Origin of the sequence: Pseudoflavonifractor sp. MCC625 (assembly GCF_018784545.1) — a bacterium.
GTDB lineage: Bacteria > Bacillota > Clostridia > Oscillospirales > Oscillospiraceae > Pseudoflavonifractor_A > Pseudoflavonifractor_A gallinarum.
In genome coordinates, this window is record NZ_WQOJ01000023.1 from 105273 (window position 1) to 122685 (window position 17413).

Genomic DNA, 17413 nt, shown 5'->3' on the forward strand with positions numbered 1-17413 from the left:
ATTCATACTGGTATGACAGGAGGAACTTCCCATGAAAGCGTACGACACCATTCACAAGGAAGAGCTGGAGGTAGACCGCCAGGGTCTCATTGACCTGATGCTCAACAACCGTCAGGTGGACCTCTATCTCCCCGAGAAAAAGACCGATGAGGACGGCTACCTCACCTGGGACGTGGAGCACTGGAGCACGGTGGACGGCCGGCGGTTCATCCGCTGCTATTCCCTGGAAGGCCGGGTCCTGCGGGACTCCACCGCCCACAACAAGTACGATCTGGACAACTCCTTCTTCCCCGAGCAGGCCAAGGAAGTCAAGATCAGCTGATTCACCCAAAAAAGCCCCTGCGCTGACATCCATCTGTCAGCGCAGGGGCTTTTCGTTATCTCGTGTTTCCGGATTGCTGCCAGATCACAGCACGATGGCGTTGACTGCTTCGATCAGATCCACCACCGCAGAGCGGGGGATCAGGGAGACGGGCTCCCCGTCGATGACGGCCAGACAGTTCTCCCCGTCATAGCGGTAGAGCTGGATCTGCACGCTGGGATGGACCTCACTGTCCAGGTAGACCGTCAGGGCGATCTCCTCCTTCTGGGTGGGCTCCTCCTGGGTGAAGCTGTCGGCAGTCAGTCCCTCCAGAGCCGATTGCAGGTCCGCCACGTCCACTTCCTCCTCGCCGAAGCGGAAGGTCTTGTCCTCTCCGCTTCCCTCGGAAGTCAGGTTGTAGACCGTGCCCTCCAGGGTGATGTCCAGGCCGGTCACCTGGGTAAAGTCCGCCGTCAGCGCCTCTTTGTGCCGCAGGTCATCATATCCGGCCGCGATCAGCTTCTCATAGCTCTCGCCGGTGATCTGATAGACGATCTCAGAGTCTCCCACCCGGGCATAGGCGGTGATCTCCTCTTCCTCGTCCTCCTCCGACGCGGTGTCGTTCTCGGCCGCAGCCCGCTCCTCGGGAGAGCGGCTGATGTGGAGGGTAAAGGTCTGGCTCTCGCCCTCCTCATCCTCCTCCGGCGTGTACGTGACGGTGACCGTCAGCTCCGGTGCATCCAGTCCGTACTGGGACAGATCCTCCGTCCCGGCCTGATAAGTCATATAGTTATCCAGGGTCAGATTCTCGATCCCGCTGAGATAGCTCTCCACCAGGTTGGTGTCCAGGGGCTTGAGGTCCTCCCCCTCCTGCCGGAAGTAGACGTCCTCGCTGCAATAGGTGTAGGGGCTCTCCTCCGAGTACTCCTGATAGACCACCTGGTAGGAGTCCGCGCCCTCAAACTGAATGCCCGTGACCTGGCCGAACGAGGGGGTCTCATCGTTGGCGATCATGTCGCGGATGGTAATTTCGTAGTCTTCCATGGGATCGTCCTCTACCAGATAGACGTTGCCGTCCCCGGTGGAGAGATAGCGCTGGGAATCCATGGTGCTGTAATTGCCCAGCTTGATCTCATAGTCCTCCTCCCCGGCGGAGAGGTGGATGGTGCAGACCGGATTGTCCAGCCCATACTGGCTGTAATCGGTGACTTCCTCGATGATGAAGGCCGCCTCCAGCGCCTGGAAGGGCTCCAGCAGCTCCTGGATCTTCTCCTCACTCACCGGGAAGGCCGCGTCCTCATCGTACTGCCAGGTCTCATCCTTGTGGAAGGCCAGGCTCTCCGATTCGTATTCCCAGGAGAGGGCATCCACCGTCTCGGGGTCGATCTCCAGGACGATCTCGCCGCTGTTGCGGATCTCCTCCTGCCGCTCCTCGTGCTTCACCACGGCAAAGGCGGCGATGCAGACCACCACCAGAACGCCCAGCAGCACATAGAGCCGTTTAGCCCGCTTCATGTTGCTCCCTCCTTCTCTTCACAATGACGCAGACGCCAATGCCCAGGTAGCCCAGGGGGAATACGCCGATCATCAGGGTCTTGAGCAGCGACGCGGTGGAGTCGCTGATGGACAGATAGTTATAGTTCAGAGATTTGCTGCGGATGGCCATGGCCTCGCTCTCTCCGATCAGGGAGGACAGGGCGTTCATGGCCATATCCGAGTTGGACCCGGAGGAGAGGGCGTTGTACATATCGTCCAGGAAGGCCGCCGAGGAGAACCAGACGATCTGTCCCTCATTGGAGCAGTCGATGGAGAGGCCCACGGCAAAGGGACCGTCCACGTCGCCCTCCTCCTTCTCATAGCTGGTGAGCTGATAGCCCGCGCTCTTGCTGAAGGCCTCCTCCGAGGTGGAGAGCAGCACCGTGACCGCGCTGCCCGCCGTCTCATCCACCGTCATGCCCTGCGAGATGGGCATGTTGGGATAGTAGTGCTCCTCCATGAGGGGGTCGGTGATGGCATGGCTGGACATCTCGGGGAGAAGGACGTAGGGATAGCCGGTATAGTGCTCCCGGTCTCCCTCCACCACGATGCCCTCGGTGGTGCTCACTCCGTAGGCGGAGAGCAGGCTGTACAGATTGCTCAGGGAACCCTCTTCGGTGGGGCCGGCCATGACCAGCAGCTTTCCGCCCGCTTCCGCGTAGCTGGAGAGCATCTCCACCTCCTGCTCGGAGAGGTCGGAGGAGGGCTCATAGATCAGGACACAGTCGGCCTCTTCCGGGATGGCGTCCACGGTAAGGAGGGAGAGGGTATTGATCTCGATGTTCTCCTTCTCGATCTGCTCCTGGAAATTGTCGGGCAGAGCCTGCTCGCCATGTCCCTCCACCACATACAGCTGGGGGAGATCCTCGGTGACCACATAGTCGATGGCGGAGGTGATGGCACCCTCACCGTCAAAGGAGGTGTTGTAGGAGTAGGAGTAGATATCGGGCTCCTGGACGTAGATGTCGTCGTACCCGATGAAGCGGCTGCGCTCCCCGCACTCCACCACGAGGCTGTTGTTCTGCACCGTCTCGCTGGTGTACTGCTCGGCAAAGGTGGGATAGACGTCGGGATTCTTCTTGACCACCGTGATGTGGTCGGAGAGGCTGTCATATTTGTTCAGGAGGGTCTCGATCACATCGTCCTCCTCGCCGGACTGGACGATCCAGTAGATGGTCACGTCCTCCTCCAGCGCATTGACCACCACCTTGGTGTTGCTGGTGATGGAGTAGAGCTTGCTGGCGCTGATGTCATATTTCATCAGATTGGCCGGCAGGGCCGAGACCAGGATATTCAGTGCGATCAGGATGGCCAGCACCACCGCGGTGGCGATGAGCGAATAGGAGCCTCCCTGGAAGGCGATGCGGTTTCTCTCCGCCCGTCCCCCGTCAGAAAGGAGTTTCCAGCGTTTCATCAATGATACCTCCTTTTCTCCAGGGACTGGACCGACAGGAACAGGAAAAAGACGATGACCGACAGGTAATAGACGATGGCGGTCAGGTCAAAGACGCCGCTGACAAAGGTATTGAACCGCTCAAAGAGGGACAGCTGCCGCATGATGTTTGGCAGGAGTCCTTCAAAGGCCTCCGGATCCACAAAGCCCGTGATGCAGATGGCGGCCAGCAGCACAAAGGCGACGGCGTAGGCCAGATACTCGTTCCGGGTCAGATACCGGATCAACGCACCCAGGGCCAGCACCAGGACGCCCAGGGCGATCACCGTGCCGGCGGCCGTGGAGGAGACATACTCCGAGAGGCTCACGCTGTAATAGTTGAACAGGATCACGGCGATCCCGATTCCGGCCGCCAGGCCCTGGTTATCGGTCAGGGAGGAGATGAATACCCCCAGCGCCACCAGGGCCGCGCCCATGATGAAGATGGCCACCAGGGACCCATAGGAGGTGGGCAGGTACACATCGCCAAACTGGGCAAAGATGAGCGGATAGATGGAAATGACGGCCAGGGGGATCAGATAGACCGCCAGCAGGGCCAGATACTTCCCCAAAATCACCTGGGTGGTGGTGATGGGGAGGGAGTAGAGGAGCTGATCGGTCTTCTGCTTGCGCTCCTCGGCAATGACCCGCATGGTCAGGATGGGCACGATGACCACAAACACGATGCTGCCGAAGCTGAGCACATATTCGAAATTGCTCACCGCCGCCTGCAAATTGTACAGCATGGCGCCGAAGCCCACGATGGCCAGCAGAAACGCGCCGAACACATAGGCGGTGAAGGAGTGGAAATAGCTTCTCAATTCATGCTTTAAAACGGCTGTCATGCGCCTTCTCCCTCCTGTTCCTCCGTGGTCTCTCCGGCCGGTGTCTGGTCGGCCGGGTCTCCGTTTTCAGTCAGCTCCAGGAAGATGTCCTCCAGGCTGGCCCGTTTCAGCGTCAGCTCCAGCAGGGCCTGACCCTGCCCGGCAAAGGCGAAGAAGAGGGCACGGGAGACCTCATAGATGTCCTCTGCCGCGGTCTTCATCCGCACCGAGAGCAGTCCGCCCTCCTTCTCCTCCCAGGTGACCTCCCCGATCTGGTCCAGTCCCGCGAGGATCTCCTGTACCTGGTCGGCGCCGGCGTCGGTGGTGAAGAGGATCTCGTTGCCGGAGAGGAGGCTCCGCTCCAGCTTGTCCGGATCGTCAAAGGCCACCAGCTTCCCGTGGGCGATGATGAGGATCTTGTCGCAGATGGCTTGGACCTCCGAGAGGATGTGGGAGCTGAGAATGACCGTGTGGTCCTGTCCCAGCTGCTTGATGAGATCCCGGATCTCGATGATCTGGATGGGGTCCAGACCCACTGTGGGCTCATCCAGGATGATGACTTTCGGGTTGCCCAGCAGGGCCTGGGCGATCCCGACCCGCTGCTTGTAGCCCTTGGACAGGGCGGAGATGCGCCGGTTCTTGACCTCAGCGATCCGGACCTGCTCGATCACCGCCTGGATCTGGCGCTCCAGCTCGGCGCCCCGGAGCCCCTTAGCCTCTCCCACGAAGCGCAGGTACTCCGCCGGCGTCTCGTTCATGTAGAGGGGGGGCTGTTCGGGCAGATAGCCGATCAGCTTCTTGGCCTGATCGGCGTCCTCGAACAGATCGAATCCGCCCACTTCCACACGGCCGGAAGTGGCCGACAGACAGCCTGTCATCATATTCATCGTGGTACTCTTTCCCGCGCCGTTGGGCCCCAGGAATCCATACACATGGCCCTCGTCGATCTCAAAAGACAGATCGTCCACCGCCAGGAAATCGCCGTAGTACTTTGTCAAGTGCTCGACCTTGATCATGGAGGAACCTCCTCGCTTGTTATTCTCGGCCTGCGGACGGCCCCCGTCCGCGGGCCTGTCTAGTATACTCCGCCGTCCTAAAGTGAACCTAAAGAAACCGGGATGGCCCCAAAAAATACGCCCCCTTCCCGGATCAGACCCGGAAAGGGGGGTAAAACAAAAAAGCGGATCAGCAAAAGGCTGGTCCGCTCCGTCTAGCAATAAAGTGCATTTCTGCGATACTAGGTACAAAAGCCTCGCAGAGTTCTGCCGTCCGCAGACGGCAGAAAAAAGTCCAATCGTGTTTTCCGGCGGCGTGTACGTCGGAAAACACACTTCTCAGGACGCAAGTGTGGGCGCTTTGCGCGTGCGACGCAGGGGGCTGCATCCCCTCTCAAAAATGCAAGCATTTTTGAGAAGCGTGTCGAACTTATTCGACACGCGAAAAAGAGCGGACCAGCAAAAGGCTGGTCCGCTCTCAAATCGTTCCGATTAGTCGGTCACGAAGGGCAGCAGGGCGATCTGACGGGCGCGCTTGATGGCCTCGGTCAGCTGGCGCTGATGCATCGCGCAGGTGCCGGTGGTACGGCGGGGCAGGATCTTGGAACGCTCAGACAGGAAACGGCGCAGCTTGGCCGCGTCCTTGTAGTCGATGTGCTCCACCTTGTCCACACAGAAGGTGCAGACCTTGCGGCGCTTGCGGCCGCGGGGACGCTCTCTATCCATAGCCATGGTACAGTACTCCTTTCAACGATGCTTCCGCAAGAGCCGGAGCGCTTTCGCGGAGCGGAATGGCGCTTAACGCCAAGCCGGAAGAACCGGCTGAACTGCAAAACAGTCGCTCCTCAGAAGGGGAGCTCGCCGTCGTCGTCGGACAGGTCGGCGAACTGGTCGCCGCCGCTGAGCGGCGCGGCATAAGCGGGCGCGGACGGCGCCGGGGCGCTGTATCCGCCATAAGCCGGCGGCGGGGGCGCATAGCCGCCGCCCTCGGCATCCCGCTTGGAGTCGCCAAAGTAGACATTGTCGGCCACGACCTCGGCGCTGCGGCGCTTGTTCCCGTCTTTGTCGGTCCAGTCGCGCAGCTGGAGGCGGCCCTCCACCACGGCCAGGCGGCCCTTGGTGAAGAAGCGGGAGACGAACTCAGCCGTCTGCCGCCAGGCCACGATATCGATGAAATCGGTGGCCTTTTCGCCGGTGGTCTTGTCTTTGAAATCCCGGTCCACCGCCAGAGAGAAGGAGGCCACAGGGGTCCCCGTCTGGGTGTGGCGGAGCTCAGGATCCCGGGTCAGGCGACCCATGAGGATAATGCGATTCAGCATGGAAGCGCCTCCTTACTCATCCTTGCAGATGATCATGGAGCGCATCACGCCGTCAGTAATGCGGAAGATTCGGTCCAGCTCCTGGGGGAAGGCGGGAGCGGAGCTAAAGGTCATCAGGACATAGTAGCCCTCGTTCAGGTCGTTGATGGGATAGGCCAGATGGCGCTTGCCCCACTCGTCAACCTCGGCCAGAGTGCCGTTGTTCTCGACCAGAGTCTTGAACTTCGCCACCAGAGCGGCGGTAGCCTCCTCGCCCAGGTTGGGATCGAGGATGTAGACGGCCTCGTAGTTCGCATTCAGCTTTGCCATTTTCGTTGCACCTCCTTATGGACATATGGCCCCCGTATCATGCGGGGGCAAGGATGTGCTTGTTTTCTAAACAAGCCTTTTTATTATATCGGATTTTCCGGGAAAGTCAAGCCCCTTTCCCCATTTTCTGCAAAGATTTCTTTCCGCCTTTATTGCGGTTCCAGGTACTCGGACGGGACCTCTCCGATCACATGGTCATCATTGAATACCAGGATATCGCCGGATTGATACGCCTCTCCATAGACGGTCTCCCCTTTTTCCAGCTTCTGGGGGAACAGCATCCGGATCAGATCGTCCCCGCCTTTGACCGTCAGCATACTTCCGCGATAGCTTTCATTTACATACCGTTTTACGGCCACCGTTTCTTTGACGGTGTACACCTGCTCATAGGACGTGCTGTTTTGCTCATAGTACGCATGCTCCGCATATCCGTGCACGGCAAATACCGGAACGATCAAAATCAGGCAGGAGAGCAGGCTGAAGAGCACACTGCTTCCCGTTTTTGGTGTCTGATACGACTTGCGGAAGAACACCGCGAACAGCAGGGACAGCACAACTGCAGCCAGGATCGACCACAGAAAAACGGCGTTTTTATGGATCGTCAGGGTACCCAGGGTTTCCAAGCTGACACTCTCGAGCCATCGCTGCGACAGGCAGAGGCTCTGCTTGAACACGCTGGTGGCGAACGCCCCAAACACCAGGAAGAGCGCACCGGGGAGCAGAAGATAGGCTCTCTTGGTGGAGACGGCTTTCGAGATGGATACAAAGAAGGTATAGATCCCCCCGATGACCGTCAGAAACGTGGTGATCGTAAAGAGGAGCACATACATCTCCGTGACGATATGATAGATTCCGCCGATGGCAATGAGAATGGCCGCCAAGATGACATATACAGGGATGATATAGACAAAAATCATACTCTCTCCCCCTTTTTGTACCTTACATGCATTTTAGCACATCAAAGCGTGAATGACAAGCAGAGAACCCCTCCCGCAGTTTGCTGCTACTATATCGGATATCTGGAGGAAGGCCGCACCTCTTTCCCATTTTTTTGCAAAATTTTTCTCTCGCCCGTCCTCCCCCCTTTTGCAGGCGGCCCTTTCATGTTATAGTAGTACAGAATCTGTGCTTTTGAGAGGAGGACGGATATGTCCGGCGATCTGACCCGCGGCCCTATCACCGCCACCATGCTGCTCTTTGCGCTGCCCATGATGCTGGGAAATCTGCTCCAGCAGTGCTATAACGTGGCCGACACCCTCATCGTGGGCCGCTTTCTCGGCGCCTCCGCCCTGGCGGCGGTGGGGTCGTCCTACACTCTGATGACCTTCCTCACCTCCATCCTGCTGGGGCTTTGCATGGGGAGCGGGGCCGTCTTTTCCATCTGCCATGGCGCCGGGGACAAAGACCGGCTCCAGCGCAGTCTGGCCGCCTCCTTCCTGCTCATCGGCGGGGTGACTTTGGTCCTCAACCTGGCGGTCTTTCTCCTGCTGGACCCCATTCTCACCCTCCTTCAGGTACCACCGGATACCCGCCCCCTGATGCGGGAGTACCTGTGGGTGATCTTCTGGGGCATCGCGGCCACCTTCCTCTACAATTATTTTGCCTCTCTTCTGCGGGCAGTGGGCAACTCCCTGGTGCCCCTGCTCTTTCTGGCAGTGTGTGCCCTGCTCAACATCGCCCTGGACCTGGTCTTTGTCCTGGTGTTCCACTGGGGAGTGGCGGGAGCGGCCGGGGCCACGGTGCTGTCCCAGTATGTCTCGGGCCTGGGCATCGGCCTTTACACCTGGGTGCGCTGTCCCCAGTTCCGCCCCGATCGGAGCAGCTTCCGTATCCGGATGGAGCAGCTGCGGGAGATCGCCCAGTTCTCCTTCCTCACCTCCCTCCAGCAGTCGGTGATGAACTTCGGCATTCTCATGGTCCAGGGGCTCATCAACAGCTTCGGCACCACCGTCATGGCCGCCTTTGCCGCGGCGGTCAAGATCGACTCCTTCGCCTATATGCCGGTGCAGGACTTCGGCAACGCCTTTTCCACCTTTGTGGCCCAGAATTACGGTGCCCGGAAGGCCGGGCGCATCCGCTCCGGCATCCGCAGCGCCGTGGCGGCCGCCCTGCTCTTCTGTGTGGTGATTTCGGCGGCGGTCTGTCTCTTCGCCCGTCCCCTGATGCTCCTCTTCGTCCAGCCCGAGGAAGTGGAAATCCTCGCCATCGGCGTGCAGTACCTCCGGGTGGAGGGGGCCTTCTACTGCGGCATCGGGTGTCTCTTCCTCCTCTACGGCCTGTACCGGGCGGTGGGCCGTCCCGGGATGTCCCTGGTCCTCACCGTGATCTCCCTGGGGACCCGGGTGCTGCTGGCCTACACCCTCTCCGCCATCCCCGCCGTGGGCGTGCTGGGCATCTGGTGGTCGGTGCCCATCGGCTGGCTCCTGGCCGATCTGGCCGGCTTCCTCTACTACCGCCGCCGGCGGGCCGTCCTCTTCGCCGGGCTGGAGGAATCGGCGGTCTGATCCTGCTCCTTTGTGCCTTTTGTTGCGCTTTCTCTCCACATTCGGTATACTGTATGTGCAATCATCCAGCAAGATCGTAAATCGGAGGTGCGCACCATGAAGAGAAACATCGCGTTGCTGCTGCTTGGTATCCTCCCCCTGCCGCTGGGGTATGCCCTGAATTTCGTCATACTCTCTCTGCCCAGTTCCAGCATTTTGCTATATGCCGTATCGATCGGTTTTCTGCTCCTCTGGGTCCTGCTGGCCCGCCGCGTCTCCGCCCGGGAGGGGCAGCCCATCGTCCAGGCCCTTCTCCTCAGTGCCTTTGGTCTTTTGATGCTCCTCCTGGTGTTCTATCAGGAATTGGTGATGGGGCGATACTGGCTCAACCTGTTGGGCGCTGCCCCGCAGCTCTACTTTCTCCCCCTTCTGTCCCTGGGCTTTACCCTCTCCAATGTTTTGATCCAGCCCTTCCTGCCCACTTTGGAGATGTGGCTTGTCTACCTTCTGGCCTGGCTCCTTCTCTTTGCCGCCGGGTGCGCGGGCTGCTTTTGGAAGGCCAGAGGCAAATGATCAAAATAAAAAACATCCTCCCCACGGCCGTTCCGACCACAGGGAGGATGTTTTCTTTTATTTGGAAGTGACTCTTACAGCACCCGGGCCTTCTCCTTGATGAAGTGGCGCAGCCAGTCCCCGGTGGCGGGGTGGTCCAGGGCGAAGTCCAGGGTGGCCTCCAGGAAGCCCTGGAGGTTGCCGGTGTCGTAGCGGCGGCCCTCAAAGTCCACCGCTACCATCCGGTCCCGGCGGCACAGCTCCTTCAGTCCGTCGGTGAGCTGGATCTCTCCGCCGTAGCCCGGCTGGAGGTTCTCCAGGATGTCAAAGATATCCGACTTGAGCACATAGCGGCCCAGGATGGCATAGTTGGAGAACATCTGCTCAGGCCGGGGCTTCTCATTCATATCGGACACCGAGAAGATCCGCTCCTCCAGAGGGGAGATCTTGACAGAGGAGTACTTGGAGATGGCCTGGGTGGAGACCTTCTGCACGCCCACCACCGACGCGTCGTACTTCTCGGCCGCCTCGATGAGCTGCCGGGTGACCGGCTTGCGGGCCCGCATGATGTCGTCGCCCAGGAGCACGGCGAAGGGCTCGTCTCCCACGAAGCGCTTGGCCCGCCAGATGGCGTGGCCCAGGCCCTTGGTCTCCTTCTGGCGCACATAGAAGATGTTGGCCAGATCGGCGGCCCGGCGCACCTCAGTGAGCTCCTTCTCCTTGCCCGCCTGATTGAGCCGGGTCTCCAGCTCGGGATAGTAGTCAAAATAGTCGTCCATGGCCGACTTGGCCCGGTTGGTGACGATCAGGATATCCTCGATGCCGGCCTCCACGGCCTCCTCGATGATATACTGGATGACCGGCTTGTCCACCATGGGAAGCATTTCCTTCGGTACCGTCTTGGTGGCCGGAAGCATCCGGGTGCCCAGCCCCGCGGCGGGGATGACAGCTTTACGCACTTTCACAGTGAAAGACCTCCTCAGTAATCAAATTCAAAGGATTGTCCCCAGTGTACCACAGTTTGGGGAAAAAGGCCAGAAAAACCGCCGCTCCCGTTACCGGGAGCGGCGGGGCATTCAAGGAAACTCAGTTTTTCTCGGTACGCAGGCGTCCGGCCGGGATCTGGGCACGGAGGACACCCACACGGGGCAGAACGGTCAGCAGGATGGATCCCAGTACATAGCAGGCCAGCAGCTCACCCAGGGCAACCGTCACGCCATTGAAGGCGAACATCCCCCAGAAACCAGGGCCAAAGCCCACCTCATACCAGGTGATCATGGCGCCCACGATCACGCCGTTGCACAGCACCGGCGGCAGCGGAGCCAGCCAGCGGTTGGGCATCCGGGCCGTCCAGAGGGCGGCCAGCAGCGTGGCCAGGGAACCCAGCACGATATCCAGCGGGCCCACGGTGCTCATCAGGTTGGTCACCAGGCAGCCCACAAAGAGCCCCGGCGCCGTGGCCGGAAAGAGGAAGGGGAGCACGCACAGTGCCTCGGCAAACCGGCACTGGATGGGCCCATAGGTCAGGCCGAAGAAGTTGCCGAAGTAGCTGAGTACGGCGTAGAGGGCGGCCACCATGGCGGCCATGGTCAGCTCCCGGGTGCGGGTACGGGTGTTCTGGGGTTGATTGACTTTCATATTGAATTTTCCTCCCATTTTTTGTTTAGAGAACGGATCGGGGACCTGCCCCGCCGAACGAACACGGCTGCGCCGTGCTTGGACTGGGTTGGAAACCAGTCGGGAGGTATTCTAGCATGTTTCCCGCGCCTTGTAAAGGGGGAGCGCTTACCCCTGCTCCTGGCTGGCCAGGAACTGCCGGAGCTTCTCGGCCGCCTCGCCGCCCAGGGCAAAGCTGTGCTCCTCCTTGGGGCGCATGGCCTGCATGACCACGCCGGCCTGCTGGGCCAGGCGGCCCTCCTTCACCAGGATCAGGAGGGAGGCCGAGTTTTCCGCGTCCTGCACTGCCCGGTGGGCCTCCCCCGCAAAGCGGTACTCCGCCGCGCCAAGGGCATTCTGCAGGGAGAGCGGATTGGAGCGGGAGAGCCCGATGAGCCGAGTATACACCGCCTGGAAGTCGATCCACCGCTGGTTGAGCTGCCAGGGGAGCTCGGCCTCCTTGAGCCAGCTCTCATCGTAGAGCTGGTACTGGTCGCTGCGGCTCCAGGAGTAGATGCGCCCTCTCCCCTCTCCGATCCAGGCGGCAAAATCCTCCATGGCCGGGGCAAAGGGCTTGGCCCCCGCCACGTCGGCGTCGGTGATGCCGGTGAGCTGGGTGATCCGCTTGTGGATGGGGCCGTACTCCGGCTTCACATAGCAGGAATAGCGGTCCACCAGGCGGTATTCCCGGTCCAGCTTGACCGCTCCGATCTCCACGATCTCACTCCGGGCGATCTCCCGGGCCTCCCGGTATTCCCGGGGAATGGGATTCATCTCAAAATCCAGAAAAATATGCGTATCGTACATGTGCGCCCCTTCTTTCTCCTCCCGCTCCGGGACCTGGGTCGGGCGGTTGTTCTCAGATGTGCAAAGACCATTATAGCATCCCCGTCCGCTCTAGCAAGTATCGCTCAGATACTTTGTCCCTCTGGGGCCTTTTTTGCCGAAAATACACAATCCTCCCCTTGACAAGCGGCCCAGCCTTCGCTATTATATCAGCAGAACCGGTTTTTTCCGGCTCCGGTCTGAGTTTGAACTCAGGACCGGCTCTTTTTTCTTTCGTATTGTGGAACTTGATTCCGCAATATGAAATGCAAAGAGGGCAATCGCTGTGATTGATTGTTCTGCCCCCGGTGCGGCTTTCCCACCGCACCCCGACAGAATGCAGGGAGGAATAAATCATGTTTACCAACAAACTCAAACACGACCTCTACGCCGGTAAGACCTGTTTCGGCACCTTCATGTGCCTGAACTCCACCGACGTGGTGGAAATCGGCGGCCTGGCCGGCTTCGACTTTGTCATTCTGGACTGCGAGCACGGCTATCTGTCCCCCGAGGCCACCATGCATCTGGTGCGCGCCGCTCAGGCGGGCGGCACCACCCCCATCACCCGGGTCACCTTCAACGGTGAGACCGAGATCCTCCGCGCCCTGGACGTGGGTACCCACGGCGTGCAGGTCCCCCAGATCAACACCCGGGAGGACGCCGAGCTGGCTGTCCGCCGCGCCAAGTACTACCCCATGGGTATCCGCGGCTCGGCTATGACCCGCTCCTGCGACTACGGCAAGACCCCCTTTACGGACTACATCGAGCACGAGAACGCTGAGACGCTGGTCTCCGTCCACATTGAGAACATCATCGGCCTGCAGAACATTGAGGAGATCGCCGCCGTGGATGGCGTGGACGTCCTCTTCCTCGGGCCCTACGACATGTCTCAGTCCATGGGCATCCCCGGCCAGACCGATCACCCCCGCATCCAGGAGGCCGCCGACATCGTGCTGGCCGCCTGTAAGAAGTACGGCAAGATCCCCGGTGTGTACGCCGAGTACCCCGAGATCGCCAAGATGCGTGCGGAGCAGGGCTTCCAGTACATCCCCATCGGCATGGCCACCACCCTCATCACCCGCGCCTTCACCGACCTTCTGCACAAGGTGAAGGGTGAATAAGTTTTTCCTTTCCCATTTTCCCAAAACTCTTTGACTCAAGCAAAAGCGCCGCGTCCGAAACGGGATGCGGCGCTTTTGCTTGTCCCGGGCCCCGGGACGGGGGTTGCGGCACGTCCCCCGGGGCGGTATAATAGGAAGGCAGGCCGCGCCCCGCCGGGGAATGGCCCCCACCCTGCTGCGGCAGAGGAAAAAGGAGTGTTTTACGATGCAGAAACCCGTTCTCGTGGTCATGGCCGCCGGCATGGGCAGCCGGTATGGCGGACTCAAGCAGGTGGACCCTGTGGGCAGTCACGGCCAGCTCATCATCGACTATTCCATCTACGACGCCCACCGGGCCGGATTTGATACCGTCGTCTTTGTCATCAAGCGGGAGCTGGAGGAGACCTTCCGCTCCTCCATCGGCGACCGGCTCTCCCAGGTCATGGAGGTCCGCTATGCCTACCAGGAGCTCACCGATCTGCCCGAGGGCTACGCCGTGCCCGAGGGGCGTGTCAAGCCCTGGGGTACCTGCCACGCGGTGCTGGCCGCCCGGCATGTGGTGGACGGCCCCTTCGCCGTCATCAACTCGGACGACTACTACGGCCCCGAGGCCTTCCGGACCATTTACGACTATCTCCTCTCCCATCCCGATGGGGACTACTATGAGTACGCCATGGTGGGCTACCTGCTGGGCAACACGGTCACCGAGCACGGGCACGTGGCCCGGGGCGTGTGTGTGGAGGATGAAAACCACTACCTCCGCCAGGTCACCGAGCACACCCACATTGAAAAGGACGGGGACCACGCCCGCTTCACCGAGGACGGCGGCGCCACCTGGTCCGCCCTGCCCGGGGACACCATCGTGTCCATGAACCTGTGGGGCTTCACCCCCAGCTTCCTGCGGGAGGCCCAGTCCCGCTTCCCCGCCTTCCTGGACCGGGCCCTGGCCGAGCAGCCGGAAAAGGGGGAGTACTTCCTCCCCAGCGTGGTCAGCCAGCTCATCGACGAGGGCAAAGCCCGGGTGCAGGTCCTGCGCAGCCACGACCGCTGGTACGGCGTCACCTACAAGGAGGATAAGCCCACCGTGGTCCAGGCCATTGCCGACATGACCCAGCGGGGCCTCTATCCCGAACAGCTCTGGAAATAATGTTGCCCCTTGGCCGGATCTCCGCTCCCCGGAGGTCCGGTCTTTTTTTCTGCGCTTTCAGCAGAACTTTCCCCTTGACATCCGGCCCAGGCGGCATTATTATATAAGCACAAGATTACTTACTTTACTTTTGTTTAGGAGTGAGCGCCATGACCCAGCGGGAACGGCAGCTGCTCCGATGGATCGAGGAGAATCCCCTCATCTCCCAGCAGGAGCTGGCAGACAAGGCGGGCATCACCCGGTCCTCGGTGGCCGTGCATATCTCCAATCTGATGAAAAAAGGATACATCGTGGGCAAGGGCTACATCGTCCACACCGCCCCCTACGCCGTGGTCATCGGCGGGGTGAATATGGACATCGGCGGCCGCCCCGCCCACAAGCTGGTGGCCCAGGACTCCAATCCCGGTCAGGTGCGCATCAGCCTGGGCGGCGTGGGGCGCAACATCGCCCACAACATGAGCCTTCTGGGGGTGGACGTCCGGCTCCTCACCGCCTTTGGGGACGACCTGTACGCCCAGAAGATCGCCGCCTCCTGCGGAGAGCTGGGCATCGACATCTCCCAGTCCCTCCAGGTGAAGGGGGCCGCCACCTCCACCTATCTCTTCATTGCCGACGAGCGGGGGGACATGGCCCTGGCCGTGTCCGATATGGAGATCTACTCCCACGTGACTCCCGCCTATCTCCAGTCCCGGCAGGCCCTGCTGGACAATGCCCAGCTCATCGTCTTCGACACCAACCTGCCCGCTGAGACCATCGCCTGGCTGGCCCATCACGCCAAGGTCCCCCTCTTCTCCGACCCGGTGTCCACCGCCAAGGCCGAGAAGCTCCGCCCCGTGCTGGGCAAGCTCCACACCCTCAAGCCCAACCGCATCGAGGCCGAGCTCCTCTCCGGGGTGTCCATCACCGATGAGGCGAGCCTCAACCGGGCCGCCGACGTGCTGCTGGATACCGGACTGCGCCGGGTGCTCATCTCCCTGGGCGGGGACGGCATCTTCGCCGCCGACCACCACGAGCGCGTCCACGTCCCCTGCTTCCCGGGGGAGATGGTCAACACCACCGGCTGCGGGGACGCCGCCATGGCCGCCGTGGCCTGGGCCTATCTGGAGGGCACCGACCTGCTGGGCACCACCCGGGCTGCCCTGGCCGCCGGTTCCATCGCCATGGAGAGCGCCGAGACCATCAACCCCGCCCTGAACGCCGAGACCCTGAACGCCAGAATGAACGCCTGACCCGCGGGCGCACACGGTGCGCCCCTGCTGCAAATCAGAAATGCCACTACGATCTATGGAGGTATCTCAAATGAATCTGAACAAGTATCTGGACGTCGCCCCTGAAGTTGCCGCCGCGGTTGCCGCCGGAAAGCCCGTTGTGGCCCTGGAGTCCACCATCATCTCCCACGGTATGCCCTATCCCCAGAATGTGGAGACCGCCCTCAAGGTGGAGGAGATCATCCGGGAGAACGGCGCCGTGCCCGCCACCATCGCCATCATCGGCGGCCGCCTGAAGGCCGGCCTTACCCATGAAGAGATCGAGTACCTGGGCAAGGAGGGCACCAAGGTCAACAAGGCCAGCCGCCGTGACCTGGCCGTGCTGGTCTCCAAGGGAGCCGACGGCGCCACCACCGTCACCACCACCATGATCATCGCCCACATGGCGGGCATCCAGATCTTCGCCACCGGCGGCATCGGCGGCGTGCACCGGGGCGCTGAGACCACCATGGACATCTCTGCCGACCTGGAGGAGCTGGCCAACACCCCCGTGATGGTGGTCTGCGCCGGCGCCAAGTCCATCCTGGACCTGGGCCTCACCCTGGAGTACCTGGAGACCCACGGCGTGCCCGTCATCGGCTACGGCACCAAGGAGCTGCCCGCCTTCTACACCCGCAAGAGCGGCTTCGGCGTGGACTACCAGCTGGACACCCCCGAGGAGCTGGCCTCCGCTTTCCGCACCAGCCTGGACCTGGGCTTCCGCAGCGGCATGCTGGTGACCAACCCCATCCCCGAGGAGTACTCCATGGATCCCGCCGTCATCAACAAGGCCATTGAGGACGCCGTGGCCGAGGCCAAGGCCCAGGGTATCCACGGCAAGGCCACCACTCCCTTCCTGCTGGCCAAGATCAAGGAGATCACCGGCGGCAGCAGCCTGGACTCCAACATCCAGCTGGTCTTCAACAACGCCCGTCTGGCCGCCCGGACCGCCTGCGCCCTCTCCGCTCTGAACTGACGGTTCTGCACAAAAATCCACTTGCTTTTTCCCCTTCTTCTGGTATACTATTTAGTAGTATAGTACCACTAAATAGAGAGACGGGCATATCCGTCCGCAGAAAGGGGCAGCGCACATGGAACTCAAGCACATCAACAAGCTGGAAAAGCCCATCGCCGTTGAGGAGATCCGCGTTATGGTCTCCCCCGATTGGGTCGACCGCTGGGTCGAGCTGGACGACGAGGTCTGGACCAGCCGCCTGAAGGTCTCCGAGGGCTTCCTGGGCAAGGAGATCTGGATCAGCCGGGACGTGCCCGGTGAGATCAATGTGGTCATCTACTGGGCCGATTACGACATCTGGCAGAGCCATGACAAGTCCGGCTGGTGCATCGAGCTGGACCAGCAGATGGAGCAGCGCATGGAGGGCCACCTGCTGAGCATGGAGTTCAAATTCAAGAAGAACCAGAACTTCAAGTGCTACGAGATGTCCAATGTCTAATCTCTGATTCTCTTTTCGATCCGGTGTGTTCTGCACAAGAACACACCGGATTTTTGTCTGTCAAAGTGTATTCCTGCGATCTGTGCTGCAAGAGCCTCGCAGAGTTCCGCCGTTTCGTAGACGGCGGAAGGAAGTAAAATCGTGTTTTCCGGCGGCGTGTACGTCGGAAAACACTCCTCTCAGGCCGCAAGTGTGCGCGCGTCAGCGAGTGCGCGCAGCGGACTGCATTCCCT

The 17413-nt window shown here is 60.8% G+C and carries 19 protein-coding genes; 8 read left to right on the top strand and 11 right to left on the bottom strand.

Going from position 1 to position 17413, the window contains the following annotated elements; all coding sequences use genetic code 11:
* Positions 1-31 precede the first annotated feature (31 nt).
* Positions 32-322: a hypothetical protein gene (locus GPK94_RS06700; RefSeq protein ID WP_101691859.1), complete on the top strand. Its 291-nt coding sequence runs from the start codon at positions 32-34 to the stop codon at positions 320-322.
* 84 nt (positions 323-406) lie between these two features.
* On the opposite strand, the gene GPK94_RS06705 is transcribed toward GPK94_RS06700, so the two are convergent.
* From GPK94_RS06705 to GPK94_RS06740, 8 genes are all read right to left on the bottom strand, one after another.
* Complete coding sequence (locus GPK94_RS06705) at positions 407-1816, bottom strand: DUF4340 domain-containing protein (protein WP_215655270.1); 1410 nt, start codon at positions 1814-1816, stop codon at positions 407-409.
* The gene (locus GPK94_RS06710) at positions 1803-3251 is read right to left on the bottom strand and encodes a GldG family protein (RefSeq protein ID WP_215655272.1); all 1449 of its coding nucleotides are present in this window, start codon (positions 3249-3251) and stop codon (positions 1803-1805) included. Before GPK94_RS06710 ends, GPK94_RS06705 begins: the two co-directional genes overlap by 14 nt.
* Positions 3251-4114: an ABC transporter permease gene (locus GPK94_RS06715; RefSeq protein WP_193537250.1), complete on the bottom strand. Its 864-nt coding sequence runs from the start codon at positions 4112-4114 to the stop codon at positions 3251-3253. The genes GPK94_RS06710 and GPK94_RS06715 overlap by 1 nt, the downstream gene beginning before the upstream one ends.
* Entirely contained in the window at positions 4111-5109 is a 999-nt protein-coding gene (locus GPK94_RS06720; protein WP_215655274.1) for an ABC transporter ATP-binding protein, read from the bottom strand. The genes GPK94_RS06715 and GPK94_RS06720 overlap by 4 nt, the downstream gene beginning before the upstream one ends.
* Before the next feature lie 471 nt (positions 5110-5580).
* A complete protein-coding gene (gene rpsR, locus GPK94_RS06725; RefSeq protein ID WP_087238992.1) occupies positions 5581-5820 on the bottom strand; it encodes a 30S ribosomal protein S18 in 240 nt (79 codons plus the stop codon).
* Positions 5821-5933: 113 nt separating this feature from the next.
* Positions 5934-6407 (bottom strand): single-stranded DNA-binding protein, encoded by a 474-nt coding sequence (locus GPK94_RS06730; RefSeq protein ID WP_101691856.1) that lies wholly within the window; start codon positions 6405-6407, stop codon positions 5934-5936.
* Positions 6408-6419: 12 nt separating this feature from the next.
* Positions 6420-6716, bottom strand: a complete 297-nt coding sequence (gene rpsF / locus GPK94_RS06735) for a 30S ribosomal protein S6 (RefSeq protein WP_101691855.1) — start codon at positions 6714-6716, stop codon at positions 6420-6422.
* Positions 6717-6865: 149 nt separating this feature from the next.
* Positions 6866-7633 (bottom strand): hypothetical protein, encoded by a 768-nt coding sequence (locus GPK94_RS06740; protein WP_215655276.1) that lies wholly within the window; start codon positions 7631-7633, stop codon positions 6866-6868.
* Positions 7634-7864: 231 nt separating this feature from the next.
* Here GPK94_RS06740 and GPK94_RS06745 point away from each other — a divergent pair, with 231 nt between their 5' ends.
* Positions 7865-9220 (top strand): MATE family efflux transporter, encoded by a 1356-nt coding sequence (locus GPK94_RS06745; protein ID WP_186963401.1) that lies wholly within the window; start codon positions 7865-7867, stop codon positions 9218-9220.
* A gap of 96 nt (positions 9221-9316) precedes the next feature.
* Positions 9317-9772, top strand: coding sequence for a hypothetical protein (locus GPK94_RS06750; RefSeq protein WP_215655278.1), 456 nt, complete (start codon positions 9317-9319; stop codon positions 9770-9772).
* A 74-nt stretch (positions 9773-9846) separates the two neighbouring features.
* Here GPK94_RS06750 and galU read toward each other — a convergent pair whose 3' ends face one another.
* The 3 genes from galU to GPK94_RS06765 form a co-directional block, all read right to left on the bottom strand.
* Positions 9847-10716: a UTP--glucose-1-phosphate uridylyltransferase GalU gene (galU, locus tag GPK94_RS06755; protein WP_101691851.1), complete on the bottom strand. Its 870-nt coding sequence runs from the start codon at positions 10714-10716 to the stop codon at positions 9847-9849.
* A gap of 121 nt (positions 10717-10837) precedes the next feature.
* Positions 10838-11389 carry a QueT transporter family protein gene (locus GPK94_RS06760; protein WP_101691850.1) on the bottom strand — a complete coding sequence of 184 codons (552 nt, stop codon included), beginning with the start codon at positions 11387-11389 and terminating at the stop codon, positions 10838-10840.
* A gap of 147 nt (positions 11390-11536) precedes the next feature.
* Positions 11537-12214 (bottom strand): 3'-5' exonuclease, encoded by a 678-nt coding sequence (locus GPK94_RS06765; RefSeq protein ID WP_101691849.1) that lies wholly within the window; start codon positions 12212-12214, stop codon positions 11537-11539.
* 374 nt (positions 12215-12588) lie between these two features.
* Here GPK94_RS06765 and GPK94_RS06770 point away from each other — a divergent pair, with 374 nt between their 5' ends.
* The 5 genes from GPK94_RS06770 to GPK94_RS06790 all read left to right on the top strand — a co-directional run bounded on the left by GPK94_RS06770 (position 12589) and on the right by GPK94_RS06790 (position 17180).
* The gene (locus GPK94_RS06770; RefSeq protein ID WP_193537244.1) at positions 12589-13353 is read left to right on the top strand and encodes an aldolase/citrate lyase family protein; all 765 of its coding nucleotides are present in this window, start codon (positions 12589-12591) and stop codon (positions 13351-13353) included.
* A gap of 205 nt (positions 13354-13558) precedes the next feature.
* Positions 13559-14479 (top strand): sugar phosphate nucleotidyltransferase, encoded by a 921-nt coding sequence (locus GPK94_RS06775; protein ID WP_195279608.1) that lies wholly within the window; start codon positions 13559-13561, stop codon positions 14477-14479.
* A gap of 149 nt (positions 14480-14628) precedes the next feature.
* Positions 14629-15708 carry a PfkB family carbohydrate kinase gene (locus GPK94_RS06780; protein WP_195279609.1) on the top strand — a complete coding sequence of 360 codons (1080 nt, stop codon included), beginning with the start codon at positions 14629-14631 and terminating at the stop codon, positions 15706-15708.
* Positions 15709-15778: 70 nt separating this feature from the next.
* A complete protein-coding gene (locus GPK94_RS06785; protein WP_101691846.1) occupies positions 15779-16702 on the top strand; it encodes a pseudouridine-5'-phosphate glycosidase in 924 nt (307 codons plus the stop codon).
* 115 nt (positions 16703-16817) lie between these two features.
* The gene (locus tag GPK94_RS06790; RefSeq protein ID WP_101691845.1) at positions 16818-17180 is read left to right on the top strand and encodes a TIGR03792 family protein; all 363 of its coding nucleotides are present in this window, start codon (positions 16818-16820) and stop codon (positions 17178-17180) included.
* Positions 17181-17413: the final 233 nt, after the last annotated feature.